At 64.5% G+C, this 13777-nt stretch carries 17 protein-coding genes; 12 read left to right on the top strand and 5 right to left on the bottom strand.

The genetic code is table 11. The features are described 5' to 3' along the window. Nucleotides 1-240 precede the first annotated feature (240 nt). The 3 genes from DP106_RS10550 to DP106_RS10540 all read left to right on the top strand — a co-directional run bounded on the left by DP106_RS10550 (nt 241) and on the right by DP106_RS10540 (nt 1284). A complete protein-coding gene (locus DP106_RS10550) occupies nt 241-468 on the top strand; it encodes a hypothetical protein (RefSeq protein WP_120085192.1) in 228 nt (75 codons plus the stop codon). A 109-nt stretch (nt 469-577) separates the two neighbouring features. Further along, nucleotides 578-1000, top strand: coding sequence for a Holliday junction resolvase Hjc (gene hjc, locus DP106_RS10545; RefSeq protein ID WP_120085198.1), 423 nt, complete (start codon nt 578-580; stop codon nt 998-1000). Nucleotides 1001-1074: 74 nt separating this feature from the next. Then, the gene (locus DP106_RS10540) at nt 1075-1284 is read left to right on the top strand and encodes a DUF7472 family protein (protein WP_120085191.1); all 210 of its coding nucleotides are present in this window, start codon (nt 1075-1077) and stop codon (nt 1282-1284) included. A gap of 43 nt (nt 1285-1327) precedes the next feature. Here the strand turns inward: DP106_RS10540 and DP106_RS10535 are convergent, their stop codons facing one another. Further along, nucleotides 1328-2443, bottom strand: a complete 1116-nt coding sequence (locus DP106_RS10535) for a DNA primase large subunit PriL (RefSeq protein WP_321167550.1) — start codon at nt 2441-2443, stop codon at nt 1328-1330. A 113-nt stretch (nt 2444-2556) separates the two neighbouring features. Here DP106_RS10535 and DP106_RS10530 point away from each other — a divergent pair, with 113 nt between their 5' ends. Beyond that, nucleotides 2557-3150, top strand: a complete 594-nt coding sequence (locus DP106_RS10530) for a DUF7474 family protein (RefSeq protein ID WP_120085190.1) — start codon at nt 2557-2559, stop codon at nt 3148-3150. Nucleotides 3151-3274: 124 nt separating this feature from the next. Continuing rightward, nucleotides 3275-5611, top strand: coding sequence for a DEAD/DEAH box helicase (locus DP106_RS10525; protein WP_120085188.1), 2337 nt, complete (start codon nt 3275-3277; stop codon nt 5609-5611). Nucleotides 5612-5625: 14 nt separating this feature from the next. Here DP106_RS10525 and DP106_RS10520 read toward each other — a convergent pair whose 3' ends face one another. From DP106_RS10520 to DP106_RS10510, 3 genes are read right to left on the bottom strand one after another with little or no spacing between them, the layout of a single operon-like run. Next, nucleotides 5626-5961 (bottom strand): DUF5615 family PIN-like protein, encoded by a 336-nt coding sequence (locus DP106_RS10520; RefSeq protein ID WP_120085187.1) that lies wholly within the window; start codon nt 5959-5961, stop codon nt 5626-5628. Further along, complete coding sequence (locus tag DP106_RS10515) at nt 5958-6257, bottom strand: DUF433 domain-containing protein (RefSeq protein ID WP_120085186.1); 300 nt, start codon at nt 6255-6257, stop codon at nt 5958-5960. The genes DP106_RS10520 and DP106_RS10515 overlap by 4 nt, the downstream gene beginning before the upstream one ends. A gap of 48 nt (nt 6258-6305) precedes the next feature. Continuing rightward, complete coding sequence (locus DP106_RS10510; RefSeq protein ID WP_120085185.1) at nt 6306-6980, bottom strand: HAD family hydrolase; 675 nt, start codon at nt 6978-6980, stop codon at nt 6306-6308. Between the two features lie 74 nt (nt 6981-7054). Between DP106_RS10510 and DP106_RS10505 the strand changes: the two genes are divergently transcribed. Further along, nucleotides 7055-7816, top strand: coding sequence for a topoisomerase DNA-binding C4 zinc finger domain-containing protein (locus DP106_RS10505; protein WP_120085183.1), 762 nt, complete (start codon nt 7055-7057; stop codon nt 7814-7816). A gap of 60 nt (nt 7817-7876) precedes the next feature. Here DP106_RS10505 and DP106_RS10500 read toward each other — a convergent pair whose 3' ends face one another. Further along, the gene (locus tag DP106_RS10500; RefSeq protein WP_120085182.1) at nt 7877-8674 is read right to left on the bottom strand and encodes a helix-turn-helix transcriptional regulator; all 798 of its coding nucleotides are present in this window, start codon (nt 8672-8674) and stop codon (nt 7877-7879) included. Between the two features lie 233 nt (nt 8675-8907). Between DP106_RS10500 and DP106_RS10495 the strand changes: the two genes are divergently transcribed. The 6 genes from DP106_RS10495 to dhaM all read left to right on the top strand — a co-directional run bounded on the left by DP106_RS10495 (nt 8908) and on the right by dhaM (nt 13765). Then, nucleotides 8908-9894, top strand: coding sequence for a DMT family transporter (locus DP106_RS10495; RefSeq protein ID WP_120085180.1), 987 nt, complete (start codon nt 8908-8910; stop codon nt 9892-9894). A gap of 63 nt (nt 9895-9957) precedes the next feature. Continuing rightward, complete coding sequence (hisI, locus tag DP106_RS10490; RefSeq protein ID WP_120085178.1) at nt 9958-10326, top strand: phosphoribosyl-AMP cyclohydrolase; 369 nt, start codon at nt 9958-9960, stop codon at nt 10324-10326. Between the two features lies 1 nt (nt 10327). Continuing rightward, the gene (locus DP106_RS10485; RefSeq protein WP_120085177.1) at nt 10328-11545 is read left to right on the top strand and encodes a DUF7118 family protein; all 1218 of its coding nucleotides are present in this window, start codon (nt 10328-10330) and stop codon (nt 11543-11545) included. Between the two features lie 146 nt (nt 11546-11691). Next, nucleotides 11692-12687, top strand: coding sequence for a dihydroxyacetone kinase subunit DhaK (dhaK, locus tag DP106_RS10480; RefSeq protein WP_120085175.1), 996 nt, complete (start codon nt 11692-11694; stop codon nt 12685-12687). Beyond that, a complete protein-coding gene (gene dhaL, locus DP106_RS10475) occupies nt 12684-13385 on the top strand; it encodes a dihydroxyacetone kinase subunit DhaL (protein ID WP_120085174.1) in 702 nt (233 codons plus the stop codon). The genes dhaK and dhaL overlap by 4 nt, the downstream gene beginning before the upstream one ends. Then, entirely contained in the window at nt 13385-13765 is a 381-nt protein-coding gene (gene dhaM, locus DP106_RS10470; protein ID WP_120085173.1) for a dihydroxyacetone kinase phosphoryl donor subunit DhaM, read from the top strand. Before dhaL ends, dhaM begins: the two co-directional genes overlap by 1 nt. The last annotated feature ends 12 nt before the right edge of the window (nt 13766-13777 follow it).

Genomic DNA, 13777 nt, shown 5'->3' with positions numbered 1-13777 from the left:
CGTCCCGAATTTTTCGGGACGAGACACCCTTGAGCGAGTTGATGAACTTGGTAAGAAATGTTTGCCAGCGTGGGGTATTCAACATTCGACCAATTGTGGAACGGTCAGTAGTTGTCGGCTTCACACCCGGCGTGAACGGCTGGATTCTCGCCTTGAGAAAAGATAGCTGGTGGAACGCTGCCGCCCGTGGCTCGCCGCTGAAACCGTCGCACTTTTGCCCTCGCTCGGAGCACTACGGGTATGAATGCCGGTTGGGCGTATCTCGGGTTGGCTGCCATCTGCGTGATCGTCGGCGCGTATGTAGGGATGATCCAGGAGCGTCTGCTCGGAGATATCGTGCTGCTCATCTCTCTTCCACTGATCTACGTCGGATCGACGACCCTTGCTGCCGGCGACGTGGCCGAGAAACTAAGCGAAAACGCCATGGGGAGCAACACAGAATCGAGCACGGACGCTGACGACCCGTGAACCGGCGGCCGTATCCTTTTGCCCGCGCCCAACTAGCCTCCCGTATGCACCGCACGCGACGATGCCGACGACCACACCGACCGCCTACACCAACCACCCTTCGCTACCGATGAGTGCCAACCGGAAGGGCGATCGCCGCGAACGCGAGTTGGTCAACCAGCTTGATGCGGCCGGCTTTGCGGTCATGCGCGCACCGGCCAGCGGGAGTGCCACCGACCGTGACCTGCCGGACGTGCTGGCCGGCGACGACGGCCGATTTTATGCTATCGAGGCCAAATCATCCAGCGGCGATCCGATCTATCTCTCCGGCGAGGAGGTCGAGGCGTTGGTCTACTTCGCCCAGAACTTCGGCGCGAAGGCCCGCATCGCCGTCCGCTTTGATCGGGAGGACTGGTACTTCTTTCATCCGGGTGATCTCTATACGACCGACGGCGGCAACTACCGCGTCAAAAAGGAGACCGCCCTCGCCGACGGCACCGACTTCGACGAACTCGTCGGCCACAGCGAGCGGACGACGCTTGACGACCTCTGATCGCCCGACGCCGAACCGACACTGTCGTCGGCGGTTTCGAAGCCCTTTTGGGCTGGCCCGCAGAATCGGCGCGTATGGAAATCGACGCGGAGCTTCGCCGGCAGACCGTTGCGTCGTTGTTTGCCGTCGGGCTGTTCCTCGCGAGTCTTGTCGCCATCGGCGTCGTGTTCAACGGAACCGACGGCTTCGACCCGACCGGCGGCTTCGCGCTTGTCGCCGCGCTAGCCGGCTTCGTTCTGTTGATGGCCGCCGTCGGCTTCGGCCTTGCTCGTGCCGACGACTGATCGTTGTTACCGATCACGTAGGTCGCCTCCGCGTCTCGCCTTCTCACTTACCGCTGTCTACCGCTGCTTGCTCCCGCCAATCAACGAGATTCTGATCGGTCGTCTCTAGTTGGTGCTGGTAGTATGCCAGCGGATGGCCGGCAACCTTCCAGTGGTCGTCCTCGTTGTGACAGATCCCGTAGGTACTCAGCGTCTCACAGGACGGCGGCGGGTACTGCGTGCCGCGGTCGGCCTGCAGATACTCGATCTGGTAGCGAATCCCATCGGGATCGAGTGAGGATTCCCTACAGAAGGCGACGATCTCGTCGGCATCCATCCCGATCCCGGTGAGAAACGCCATCAGCGTGAACCCCTCGACGGCTTCGAGTTCGACCCCCTCTTCGGCCTTCTGGAGCAGATTCTCGATACACGGCGGGAACAGCTCGCGGGCGACGAAATCGATCTCGCCGACCGCAGGGCGTTCCGACAACAGCCGCCGTAGGTCTGTGAGTTCCGCCTCCAACTCGGCGGCGATTCCCTCGTCTTCGTCAAGGCCCTCGAAGGGCAGCCCCTCGGCGACCCGCCGGCGGATCGCCGCCCGCAGCAGCCGAAACAGCTCCTCGCGGTCGACCCGCACCTGCCCGTCGCTGAGTTCGCGGTTGACCAGTCGCCAGTCGTCGCCGAGGCCGGTCGCTAAATCGAGATACGTTCCCACCTCGATCCAAAACCACTCCGGAGCAGCCGCCGGCTGTGGCGTGTCGGCCTCGGGTGTGATCGCCCCATCAAGTCCGAGTTCGGCGATCAGCGTTTCGCGATCGAGGTTGGCGTCCGGCGTGCTTCGGAGTTCGCTGCCGGCGGCCTCAAGATCGTCTTTGAGCCGTTCGATCGCGGTTTTGGCCTCCGCGGCGGCGTACTTCTCGACGGCTGCCGGCGAGTCAAGCAGTGACACAAGAATGCGGGCGATCGGATACGACAGTAGCTCGTCTTCGACCCGCCACTCGTCGGATGTTTCGCTGTCGACACGGCCGGCCAACAGCGCGCGTTCGACGCGCTCGCGGCCGCGGTCGACGGCCGGCTCGTCGGTGGCGACAAGCGTGCCCAGATCGACACCTGTCTCCGTGACGGCCTCTCGGGCCGCCGCGAGAAACGGATACCGGGCGTCTCGTGGGGTGATCGCCATTGTATACGGCTTTCACAAGCAGGGCGAATAAGCCCGACGGTCAGCGGCGTTGCTGGTTCGCGGAACGCCACCGACGACGTAAATTATAATCACGGCGCGCCAAACTATCGGTCGTGCCGCGTTTCAGCTACCCCTGTCCTGGTTGTCGAACGACCAACAGCCTCCACGATCCCGACTGCCGGTTTGAGGGCACCCCGTGGCCAACCGTCGAAAAGGCGTATATCGATACCCTTGCCGTCCTCACCGCCGAGGAACTCACCGAGGCGGAGCTTCGGACGGCCATCGACAGCGAGTGGCGCGACCTCCACACCGCCGCGTTGGCGACGCTCAAATCGCTTAATCGGATCGAGCAGGCCGATGATGGCACGCTCCGACTGCTGACAGCCGCAGAGTACGCTGAGCAGGTCTCCGAGCCCTCGATCGAGCCGATGGCAACGATCTACGAACACGGCTCGGTGCCGGGCTGTCACGACAACGCGGTCTTTGCGATGATCGCGTGGTATGAGATGGTCGATCTTTCCTGGCCCGAAACAAAGAACAACGTCGTCACGTGGCTCCGGGAGTCCGGCGCGTGGGATCGCGGCGGGTTCGAGGAATCCTCCCCGGAGAAACTCGTCGAGAGCAAACGGCATGTGTATGCGTCAGGGTATGGCTGGAAACAGGCCGGCCAAGAGGCCAAAGCTGTCATCGATCGCCATCTCGGGTAGCTTTCTTTCTCCGAGCGTCGCTGTGGCCCCAGTCATATCGCCACTCGAAGCGAGCCCGAAGGAAACGCCTTTCATCGCCGGCCGCCCGACATCATCCAATGAGGCATCCCGCCGGTGAGTCGCCGTGAAGGTCGCCGAGGCGATCCCGGAGTTCGCCGACGCCTTCGGATTCGAGGAGTTCAACCGGATGCAGCGGGAGGCCCTGCCGGTCATTCTCGAAACTGATGACAATGTCGTCGCCAGCGCGCCGACCGCCGCCGGCAAAACCGCGCTCGCCGAGCTGGCGATCTGCCGCTGTCTGCGCGACGGTGGCACCGCGCTGTTCATGGCCCCGATGCGCGCACTCACGAACGAGAAGGAAGCCGAGTGGGATCGGTTTGAGGAACTCGGCTACTCCGTCTACGTCGTCACCGGCGAGCGCGATCTCAACCCCCGACGGGCCGAACGCGCCGATATCCTCGTGATGACACCCGAGAAGACCGATTCGGCGACGCGCAAACACGACTCGCCGCGCTATTCGTTCATTACCGATGTCGACTGCGTCGTCATCGACGAGGTGCATCTGTTGGACTCGGAAGGTCGCGGCGGCGTCCTTGAGGTAACGATCTCGCGGCTCCGGCGGCTCTGCGCGCCCCGGACCGTCGCGCTGTCAGCGACGATGCCGAACATCGACGACGTGGCCGGCTGGCTCGACGCACCGCCGGAGGCGACCTTCGAGTTCGGCGAGGCGTATCGCCCCGTCGAGCTCCACACCGACGTCCAGACCTACAGCCACGGTGACAACGCCTTCGCCGACAAATACCGCCGGCTCTACAGCGCCCTCGACAAGGTCGAACCCCACCTCCGCGAAGAGGGCCAGGCCATCGTCTTCGTCTCCTCCCGGCAGGACGCGGTGCGGGCGGCCGCCAAGGCCCGCGATGAGATCGCCGACCGCGATATCCCGATGGGTGCTCGCGGCGACTACGAGTTCCACAACGACGCGACGAAACTCAAAAACGACAGCCTCCGGAAAGGGGCTCCCGACGGTGTTGCCTTCCACCATGCGGGTCTCGGCAAGGACGATCGCAACAGGATCGAGGAGTGGTTCAAGCACGGCACGATCCAACTGCTCTTTTCAACCTCGACGCTGGCGTGGGGGGTCAACCTTCCGGCCCGCTGTGTCGTGATCCGTGACACCAAGTACCATGATCCGCTGGAGGGCGAGGTCGACATCAGCCCGCTCGATATCCTCCAGATGCTCGGCCGTGCCGGTCGGCCCGACTACGACGACGTGGGTTACGGCTGGGTGATCTGCGACCGCGAGGACGCCGACAAATACCGGCGGCTGCTTCGGGACGGCAAGGAGATCGAATCCCGGCTGGCTGACGATCTCGACGCCCATCTCAACGCCGAGATCGCGCTGGGGACGATCCGCGATCTCGACGACGTGATGGACTGGCTGGAGACGACGTTCTACTACCAGCGCGCCCATGCTAATCCCGAGGCCTACGATCCCGAGGGGCTCCGCGAGCGGGTGCGCTCGACGCTGGAAACGCTCGTCGAGCGCGGCTTCGTTGACACCGACAGCGACCTCGGTGTCGAGGGAACGCAACTCGGCCGGCTGGCGTCGAACTTCTATCTTCGATTGTCGACGGCCGTCGGCTTTGCCGACCTCGTCGAGCGCGACCGCCTCTCGGTCGATGCCGTTCTCGACGCCGTCGCCCGCGCCGAGGAGTTCGACAGCGTCTCCGCCCGGCAGGCCGAAACCGACGCCATCGACGAGGTGCTGGGCGACACCGATACCGACCTCGAAAACGGCCACCGGAAGGTGCTCGCTATTTTGCAGGCGAGCATGGACGACCGGGTGCCCTCGGGGCTCCGCAGCGACGCGTGGGTGATCAAGCAGAACGCCCTGCGCCTGCTGGCGGCACTGCATGCCTTCGCCGACCGGTTTGCTGGCCCGCGAGCGGCGAATCTCGTTCGCCGGATCGAAGCCCGCGTCGAACACGGCGTCTCCCGGGAGGCGGTCGGCCTCACCGCCATCGACGGCGTCGGCGCGGGCCGGGCCGAAACCCTTGCCACCGGCGGGCTGACGACGCCCGGCGACCTCGTTGCGGCCGGTGTTGACGAACTCACACGCGCCGGTCTCACGGCTGGTGTTGCCGAACGCGTCGCTGACGCGGCCAGCGAGTTGCCGCGGATCGCCGTTGAGTGGGGCGACTTTCCGACCAGCATCGCCCGCGGCGACAACGAGATGTGTGAGATTACGGTGCGAACGACCGCCGGGAGCGCGGCCGTCGGGATTCGTGTGACGGTCAACGGCGTCGAGATGAACGAAAAGCGGTGTTATCTGAGCGACGAAACGGCGGTTCCGGTCGGTGTGTTCGGGGCCGACGAGGATCTGGAGTTCACCGTCGAAGTGACGTTTCCCGAGTTGTCGTTGCCGCCGGTGCGGGCGAGTCGGTCGGTGACGGTGGAGTAGCGCGCTTTCGTTCCTCAGAGCCACTCGCCCGGCACATACAGCACCGTTTCTGAGAGGTCGTCCGTGACGGCATCGATTCGCCTGACGGCAGTAGCAATCTCACCAGGTGAGGCAGTTGGATCACACGCGAGGACGCCGGGAAACGGCTTACCCTTCAGTTCTGGGTCGGCCCCACGGAAGTCGGTGTCTTGGCTGAGAATCGCGCGATTCGTCTCGCGGGCGTACTCAAGTAGCACCTTGTCGTCAGCACTCAGCGGGAGTTCGTTGCCGACGACAGCGACATCGTGGCCTTCGCCATCGAGGGCCGACACAAACGCTGTCGGGACGTGTTCGTCGGCCAGCAGCCTCATACTTCGCGTTCGGACTGGATATCGGCATCGAGGTCGTCGGGGCCACGAACGACGGAAACACCGTCAGGAATCGACTGTCGCTCGGCTTGCACCTGGCGCATCTTCTCGGGATTGTCGTAGTAGTATGTAAGCGCGCGGTGGACATCCGCGATATCGAGGTCGTACTCCGCCGCGACGGCCATCGGTGACTCGCCGCCGTCGACGACGCGGGCGGCGATATGATGGACACCGATCCGCCGTCCCTCGATTCGCGGCGCGCCGCCGAGGGTGTCGGCTGTCGAGACAATCTCGCTCATTACGCCTCCGTACGCCGTCATCGCCTATAAAATCACGCTCGCAGTGATTTATCCCTCTATTCCTGTCCGACGCTGGATCTCTGCCCGTAACTCCGCGGAACCGTCGACAACGACATCGGCCGCCGAGAGGTCGGTCTCGCTGTTCGGCCCGGTTCGGTAGGCGATAACGACCATCCCGGCTCGCTTCCCGGCTTCGACGCCGTTTTTCGAATCCTCGACGACAAGACAGTCAGCCGGATCGATGCCGAGCACATCGGCTGCGTGTTCGTAGACATCGGGGGCTGGCTTTCCCTCGCCGTCGATGTCCTCCGCGCTGATCGTCTCGCCGACCGCGATATCGAACCGCTCGGTGACGATCTCGTGCCACGCTGGCGGCGCGGAGGTGACGATGGCGACAGTCACGTCGTTGGCTCCGAGTTCCGCGCGGAGATCGTGAAAGCCATCCAGCAACGAGACGCGCTCGCGGTAGATCCCACGGGCTGTCTCGTCGAAGATATCGATGAACTCGTCTTTGCTGATTTTCGGCTCGTAGTTCGCATCGAGATAGTCGTAGATCTCCTTGTAGTTCATCCCGGTCGTTTCGTCGAGATCCGGATACTCGCCGGCAAGCGTCGCCGGAAAAATGTGCTCGGGCTGTGCGTCGTGCCAGTAGCGCTCGGAGTCGACGATCACGCCGTCCATATCGAACAACACGGCCTGGCTCCCGCGTTCGGAGTCGTCCATACCGGCCTCTCATCGCCTTCGGGTAAAGACTCTCGCCCGTAGCTTTAGGCCACAAGCCGCGGCCACGGCGTCCCATGGCCGACCGCACCCGCATCCTCACCGGCGACTGCACCGTCGAGTTCGAAGGCACCCGCGACCGCACCCAACGCGGTCACGTGGTGATCTTGGTCAAACCCGACCGCACCGTTCTCGTCCACGACGCCGACGGCTACCAACCTGTTGGGTGGCTCACCCGCCCCGATGAGGTCACTGTCGAACACGACGGCGAGGGGTTCAGCCTCACCGCCGCGGCCGACGGCCAACAGCTCTCGGTTCGCTCTCACGACGCTGTCGGCGTCGAGTCGTTCCCGGTTTCGGAGGCCGGCGTCCCCGTCGGCGACTGCCCGCTCTGTACTGGTCAACTCGTCCGCACGCGCGGCGAAGTCAGCTGTCTCGACTGTGCCGAACAGTACGGCCTGCCGTCGGGAGCGACCGTGCTCGATTCCGCCTGCCCGGACTGCGGGCTCCCACAGATGCGCGTTGAACGCGGGGAGACCTTCGATCTCTGTGTCGATTACGCCTGTGAGTCGCTGTCGGCGGCCGTCCGCGAGCGATTCGATGAAGCCTACGATTGCCCGGACTGTGGCGCGCCGCTCCGCGTCCGCAGCCCCGACGGCCGCCTGTTTTTCGGCTGTGATGAGTATCCGGACTGTGAAACCTCGTTTTCGTTCCCGGCCGGCGTCGTCACTGATGTCTGTGACTGCGGCCTCCCACGGTTCAGAACGGCCTCCAGCGAGCGGTGTCTCGATGGAACGTGTGAGCATGATCGGCCGGTCTCCGAGACAGCTTCTGGTTGATCATCAGCACCGACGCTTCGCTGATCGCTGCTGGTGGCCCCACCGTCAGTGGCATCGTTTTCACTCGTCGATCGTCAGATCACTCTCAGCTAGCGGTCGCGCCGACTCCCAGTACCGACCGTGCCGATCTGTCGCCCACACCTCCACCTCCGGATCGTCGGTGTCGATAGCCGCCTGCAGCCGTCCGTCGTCGTCCCGCAACAACAGGCTCACCGTATCGTCGGCGACGGTCACCGCCAGCGGAACCGCGTCCTCGATGACACGAATCGTCGCCCTGTCTGCCGCCTGCAACTGTTGGAGTTGCCCGCGCAGCCCTGTTTCGTGAGCCACCGCATCGATCGCCGCCGCGGAGAACACGCCCTCGAACTGTCCGCCGTCGGCGACCCACTCGACGACCGCGGCCAGCGTCTGCTCATTGAACGCATGCGAGAAGATCCGCACCCGGGATGCCGCCTCGATCAGCTCGATCACCCGACTGATCGGCGCGCTCGGTCGGGTCTGAGTTGGGGTCGTAATCGTCGCCTCGCCCAGTCGGCCCAGATCAAAGCCAAGGCTGTCGGTCGGTAGCCACTCGCTCACCCCCCGGAGATGGAGTTCGGCCGCAAGGCTCTCGGAGAGTTCGGTCAGCCCCGAAGCGACAAGCCGCCCGGTCGCCGTCGCCGTGTACCCCTGTTCGGTTGCTCGCACCCAGTCACGTTCCTCGAAATCGCGGAGAATCCGGCCGAGCGTGGGCTGTGAGGCCCCGGTCTCAGCCGCCAACGCCTGCCGGTCGTGTGGGGCCTCGGCCACCAGCGTCAACACGTCGCCGCGGTTGGCCGACCGCGCGAGAAACTCCATCTCTGCGAAGACCCGATCCATGTCTTGTATTCCGGCCGCGGCCGCAAGTCGGTTTCGGCCGTTTTTCACACCATGAAATCACATCGAGACGCAGCGTGCTTCCACACCGAGACTACCATTCACAAACGGCATGATTGTCTCGCCGTGCAGCGATTTCTGGATTGGTTTATGCCCGTTCGGCCCCTTCCGTTGAGTATGATCGATACTGTCTTTCGCTCTGTCTCCTCCCGCGGTTTCGATGGATCGGAGGGCCGATGACGCTACGCAATCACCGTTGGTCGGCCGCGTTTCTCGCGGTGAGCGTCCTGTTCGGCGGGACGTTCGTCGCAGCGAAGGCTGGGCTTGCGGATATCCCACCGCTGCTGCTTGTTGCCGTGCGGTTTGATCTGGCAGCCCTCGTACTCGGTGGCTACGTCCTCTACACACACGACGTGCGTGATCTCATCCCGCGAACTCGCGGTGACATCGCGGGGATTCTCGCGGCTGGCGTCCTCGCGATCGGTCTCGCCAACGGGCTGTTGTTCCTTGGCCAGGGGTCGGTTACCAGCGGTGTTGGCGCGATCCTCTTTGCGCTCGTGCCGATCTTCACGCCGCTGTTTGCGGGCGTCCTGCTCAGCGACGAACAGCTCTCAGCGACCGGCGCGGTCGGCACCCTTCTCGGCCTCGTCGGCGTCGGCATGGTCATCGAGCTCACGCCAGCAACGTTGCGGGCGACCCTTACCGGCGGTGCGGCGATCGTGCTGGCGGGGGCGGTCAGTCTCGCTCTTGGCACCGTGTTGATCCGCCGCTCGTCGCCGGGGCTGTCGAGTACGGTTCGCACCGCGTGGGCCCTCCCGGTCAGCGCGGGGCTACTCCACACGCTCAGCTTCGCTACCGGTGAGTCGGTCGCCGCGGCGACGTGGACGCCGTCGGCACTGCTCTCGGTCGGCTACCTCGGCGTTTTTGCCGGCGCGCTCGCCTATATCATCCATTTCAATCTGCTTGATGCGGTCGGCGCGACCCGGTCGAGTCTCGTCTTCTATGTCAGCCCGGTCGTCGCCACCCTCGGCGGCTGGCTCCTGCTTGGGGAGTCGTTGTCGGCGATGACGGTCGCAGGCTTCGGCGTGATCGTCGTTGGCTTCGGGATCATCGGTGCGGAGGAGTTGGCCCCGCTGGCCCGCCGAGGTCGCCACCGTCTCGCAACGTGGTGGCGAACCACCGCAAACAGCCGCGCCGACGCCGGCCGCTACAGCAGCGAGTAGCGCGACACCACGGTCAACGCCGACGGGAAAGGTCTATTCACCTTGCTACGTTGAGCCCAACCAATGAGCGAACAGATAGACGTTGATTTCGGCGACACCGGTCTTGTCCCCGCGGTCGCACAAGATGCTGACTCGAAGGATGTGTTGATGCTCGCGTATGTTTCACCCGAGGCGCTCGACAAGACATTGGAAACCGGTCGGGCTCACTACTACTCTCGCAGCCGCGATGAACTCTGGGAGAAAGGCGCGAGTAGCGGCCATACCCAATCTGTCAGGGAGGTTCGAGTCGACTGCGACGCCGACACCCTGCTGTATCTTGTCGAGCAGGAAGGGGGGGCGTGTCACACCGGCCACGAGAGCTGTTTCTATCGCACCATCGACGGCGAAACCGTCGGCACAAAAGTTTTCGATCCCGATGCAGTCTACGAGTAACATGGTCGACTCCGCCGCGCAGTCGTCGCCGCCCGACGTCGTCGACGACCTTCGCGCTGCTGCTGACCGCGTTGCGGCCGCTGAGGCCGCTATCGACGAACACGGCGAAACCAGCGTCGAAGCTGCTGCGGACGCCTACCGGAACGCAACACGTCTGCTCGACAGCTATGAGGACAGCGCGACCGGCACCGGTGATTTCACCGCGTATCTCCAGTTCCAAACTGAGATCCTCGAACTCGTCGATGCCCTTTCCGACGACACCTTCGCCGCCGACGCCTTCCAGCGCGTCAGCGACCGCCTCGACAAACGCCGGCTGAACGAATCCGATTTCGAGTTCGCCCGCGAGGAGATCGAGGCTGCCGGCGAGGCTGTCGCAATGCTGGAAGAACGGGAGGCCGCGATCGATGCCTATCGAGCGGCCCGTGGCGACGCCGACGAGCGGCTGGCCGAACTCCGCGAGGAGGCCGACCGCCTCCGTGACCTCCAACGGCTCGCCGACGTTGATCTCGCTGTCTCCACGGAGCCGTTGCGGGAGCGCGTCGATGCCTACAATACGGCTGTTCGTACCGGTTTCGAGCGATTCAGAGAAACCCGCCCGGCCCGTGAGCTGTGTACCCTCCTCAGCGATGCAGCCGACCGTCCACTGGTCGGCGTCGACCGCCCGCCGCGGGATCTTCTCGAGTACATTGATTCCAAGCCTGCTGGAACCGAGCCGTTGGCCGAACTCGTCGAGTACGCCGACTACTCGCCGTCAAAACTGGAACACTATGTCGACGACCCTGGCGCGCTCCGCACCTCGGTTGCGGTACACCAGACCTATCTCGACCGCCTCGATGCTGCGGCCTTCTGTGTCGGGTGGCCGCCCGCCGAGGCCGCGACGCTCCGAGCGCGCCTCGATGAGGTGGCTCCGTTCGTTCGTCGGCTTGAGTCAGCCCTCACAGACGACGACAGCGGCGACGATGAGAGCAGCAACGCCGCCACTGATGATGCCGGCGATGCTGCTGACGCCACCGCTATCGAAGCCCCTCGCCGCCGTCTGGCTCGGTTTACGCGTCGCGACAACTACGAGCGTCTCCGCGAGGTCGCCGTCGCCGAGGCTGAGCTGACAGACGATGAGTACGACCGCGTTGCCAACGGGGCCGTCGACGACGATCTCGCCGCCGTCACCGACGCGATCAGCGAGATCGAAGCCGCCCTCGATGAGACGGCACGTGCGTAGCCGGCTGCCTACGTTCTCGATGCTCCCGTCACGACAGCGGTCTGCGTGCTGATATGTGACTGAGTAATCAACTGTGTGCTCTCGTATTACCTGACATCCTGGCGCAATTAACCTTTAGTCTATCACAGATAATTATGATAGTGGCTATGAAGAAACTGATCAACGAGTCGGACGATGTCGTCGATGAAATGCTCGATGGAATGACTGCGGCGTACCCCGACCTGCGGCGACTGCCTGACACGCAGGTACTCGTCCGTGACGACGCGCCTGTTGCTGGCAAGGTCGGCGTCGTCTCCGGCGGTGGCAGCGGCCACGAGCCGACCCACGGCGGCTATATCGGCGACGGCATGCTCGACGGGGCGGCCGCCGGCGACGTCTTCTCCTCGCCGACCGCCGACGAGTTTGAGGCCCTGCTCGACGCCACCGACAGCGGCGAAGGGGTACTCGCAGTCATCAAAAACTACGAGGGCGACGTGATGAACTTCGAGACCGCCATCGAGATGGTCGAGATGGAGGGTACCGATGTCGCCACGGTCGTCGTCAACGACGATGTGGCCGTCGAGGATTCGCTGTATACGTCGGGCCGCCGTGGGGTCTGTGGGACGATCCTCGTCCACAAGGCCGCCGGCGCGAAAGCCGCCGCAGGCGCGGATCTCGATGAGGCACAGCGGGTCGCACAGAAGGTTGTCGACAACACCGCGACGATGGGGATGGCCCTCACGTCCTGCGTAACGCCCGAAAAGGGTGAAGCGACGTTCGATCTGCCAGACGACGAGATCGAACTCGGGATCGGGATCCACGGCGAGCCGGGCACCGAGCGCACCGACGTGATGTCGGCCGACGAGATCACCGAGGAGCTCACCGAAGGCGTCCTTGACGACCTCGATCTCGACGAGGGCCAGGAGGTCGTCACCATCGTCAACGGGATGGGCGGGACGCCGCTGATGGAGCTGTTCGTCGTCAACCGCAAGCTCCAGGAGCTCATCGGCGACCACGGCCTCGAAACGTGGGACGCGTGGGTCGGCGACTACATGACCTCCCTGGATATGGCGGGGGCGTCGATCACGGTCTGTGCGGTCGACGACGAGCTCAAAGAGCTGCTCGACGCGCCGGCCGACACCCCGGGTCTGACAGTGCAATGAGCGGGGACGGAGCCGTCGTCGTCGCCGCCGTCGAAGCCGTTGCCGACCGCATCCAAGCCGAACGCGACCACCTAACCGACCTCGACTCCGCGATCGGCGACGCCGACCACGGCGGCAACATGGCCCGCGGCTGGGCCGAAGCCGCCGAGGCCGTCGCCGATCTTGCTGATCCCGACGCCCAAACCGCGGTAAAAACCGCGGGCAAAACCGTCCTCTCCGAGGTCGGTGGCGCGGCTGGCCCGCTGTACGGCGGGTCACTCGTCTTCGCCAGCCAGGAGCTGGAGGGCGGGGTTACGCCCGAAACCGCGGTCGCCTTCGCGGAGACCTATCTCGAAAAGGTGCAAGACCGCGGCGACGCCAGCGTCGGTGCCGGGACGATGGTTGACGCGTTGACACCGGCTGTTCACACGTTCAAGAAATCCATCGAGACCGACGAGCTGCCGCCGCTTGAGGCCCTCACCAAGGCGGTCGCCGCTGCCGAGGCCGGCGTGCAGTTTACCGTGCCGATCCGGGCGAGTAAGGGCCGGGCCTCGTATCTCGGCTGGCGATCAGTCGGCCATCAGGATCCTGGCGCGACGAGTACGCTCTACATCATGGAGGAACTGCTGGCTGTCGCTGCCGGCCACCTCGACAGCGAGGTGCCGGATGTCGACGCCTCGTCGCCGACAATCCCGGATGCGGAGGCCGCCGAGGAGTGATGGTTGGGCTTGTCGTCGTCTCCCACAGCAGGAAGGCTGCCGACGGCATCGTCGAGGTCGCCGCCGAGATGGGTGGCGACACCCCCATCGAGGCCGCCGGTGGCGATGGCGACGGGGTAATCGGCACCAATGTCGACCGCATCAGCAACGCCTTAGTCGCCGCCGACGATGGCGATGGCGTCGTCGTTCTCGTCGATCTCGGCAGCGCGGTCATGAACGCCGAGGTCGCCATCGAGATGCACGACGGCGAGGCGGTCATCGCCGACAGCCCCGTGCTTGAGGGCGCGGTCAACGCCGCCGTTGCCGCGACCGACCCGAATGCGACACTAGAGTCTGTGGTCGAACAGGCTGAGGCCGCCGTTGCTATCGACAAAACCTGAGCGCGGCTCCCG

Source organism: Halonotius pteroides, assembly GCF_003605635.1.
GTDB lineage: Archaea > Halobacteriota > Halobacteria > Halobacteriales > Haloferacaceae > Halonotius > Halonotius pteroides.
This window is presented reverse-complemented; position numbering and strand designations above follow the sequence as displayed.

Excerpts from the sequence above, each read along its gene's own strand:
- DP106_RS10515 (WP_120085186.1), bottom strand. The coding sequence starts at position 6,257 with ATGAGCGAGATTGTCTCGACAGCCGACACCCTCGGCGGCGCGCCGCGA.
- DP106_RS10485 (WP_120085177.1), top strand. The coding sequence starts at position 10,328 with ATGGTCGACTCCGCCGCGCAGTCGTCGCCGCCCGACGTCGTCGACGAC.
- dhaK (WP_120085175.1), top strand. The coding sequence starts at position 11,692 with ATGAAGAAACTGATCAACGAGTCGGACGATGTCGTCGATGAAATGCTC.
- dhaM (WP_120085173.1), top strand. The coding sequence starts at position 13,385 with ATGGTTGGGCTTGTCGTCGTCTCCCACAGCAGGAAGGCTGCCGACGGC.
- DP106_RS10535 (WP_321167550.1), bottom strand. The coding sequence starts at position 2,443 with ATGGCGATCACCCCACGAGACGCCCGGTATCCGTTTCTCGCGGCGGCC.
- DP106_RS10510 (WP_120085185.1), bottom strand. The coding sequence starts at position 6,980 with ATGGACGACTCCGAACGCGGGAGCCAGGCCGTGTTGTTCGATATGGAC.
- DP106_RS10505 (WP_120085183.1), top strand. The coding sequence starts at position 7,055 with ATGGCCGACCGCACCCGCATCCTCACCGGCGACTGCACCGTCGAGTTC.
- DP106_RS10495 (WP_120085180.1), top strand. The coding sequence starts at position 8,908 with ATGACGCTACGCAATCACCGTTGGTCGGCCGCGTTTCTCGCGGTGAGC.
- DP106_RS10550 (WP_120085192.1), top strand. The coding sequence starts at position 241 with ATGAATGCCGGTTGGGCGTATCTCGGGTTGGCTGCCATCTGCGTGATC.
- DP106_RS10500 (WP_120085182.1), bottom strand. The coding sequence starts at position 8,674 with ATGGATCGGGTCTTCGCAGAGATGGAGTTTCTCGCGCGGTCGGCCAAC.
- DP106_RS10540 (WP_120085191.1), top strand. The coding sequence starts at position 1,075 with ATGGAAATCGACGCGGAGCTTCGCCGGCAGACCGTTGCGTCGTTGTTT.
- DP106_RS10520 (WP_120085187.1), bottom strand. The coding sequence starts at position 5,961 with ATGAGGCTGCTGGCCGACGAACACGTCCCGACAGCGTTTGTGTCGGCC.
- hjc (WP_120085198.1), top strand. The coding sequence starts at position 578 with ATGAGTGCCAACCGGAAGGGCGATCGCCGCGAACGCGAGTTGGTCAAC.
- dhaL (WP_120085174.1), top strand. The coding sequence starts at position 12,684 with ATGAGCGGGGACGGAGCCGTCGTCGTCGCCGCCGTCGAAGCCGTTGCC.
- hisI (WP_120085178.1), top strand. The coding sequence starts at position 9,958 with ATGAGCGAACAGATAGACGTTGATTTCGGCGACACCGGTCTTGTCCCC.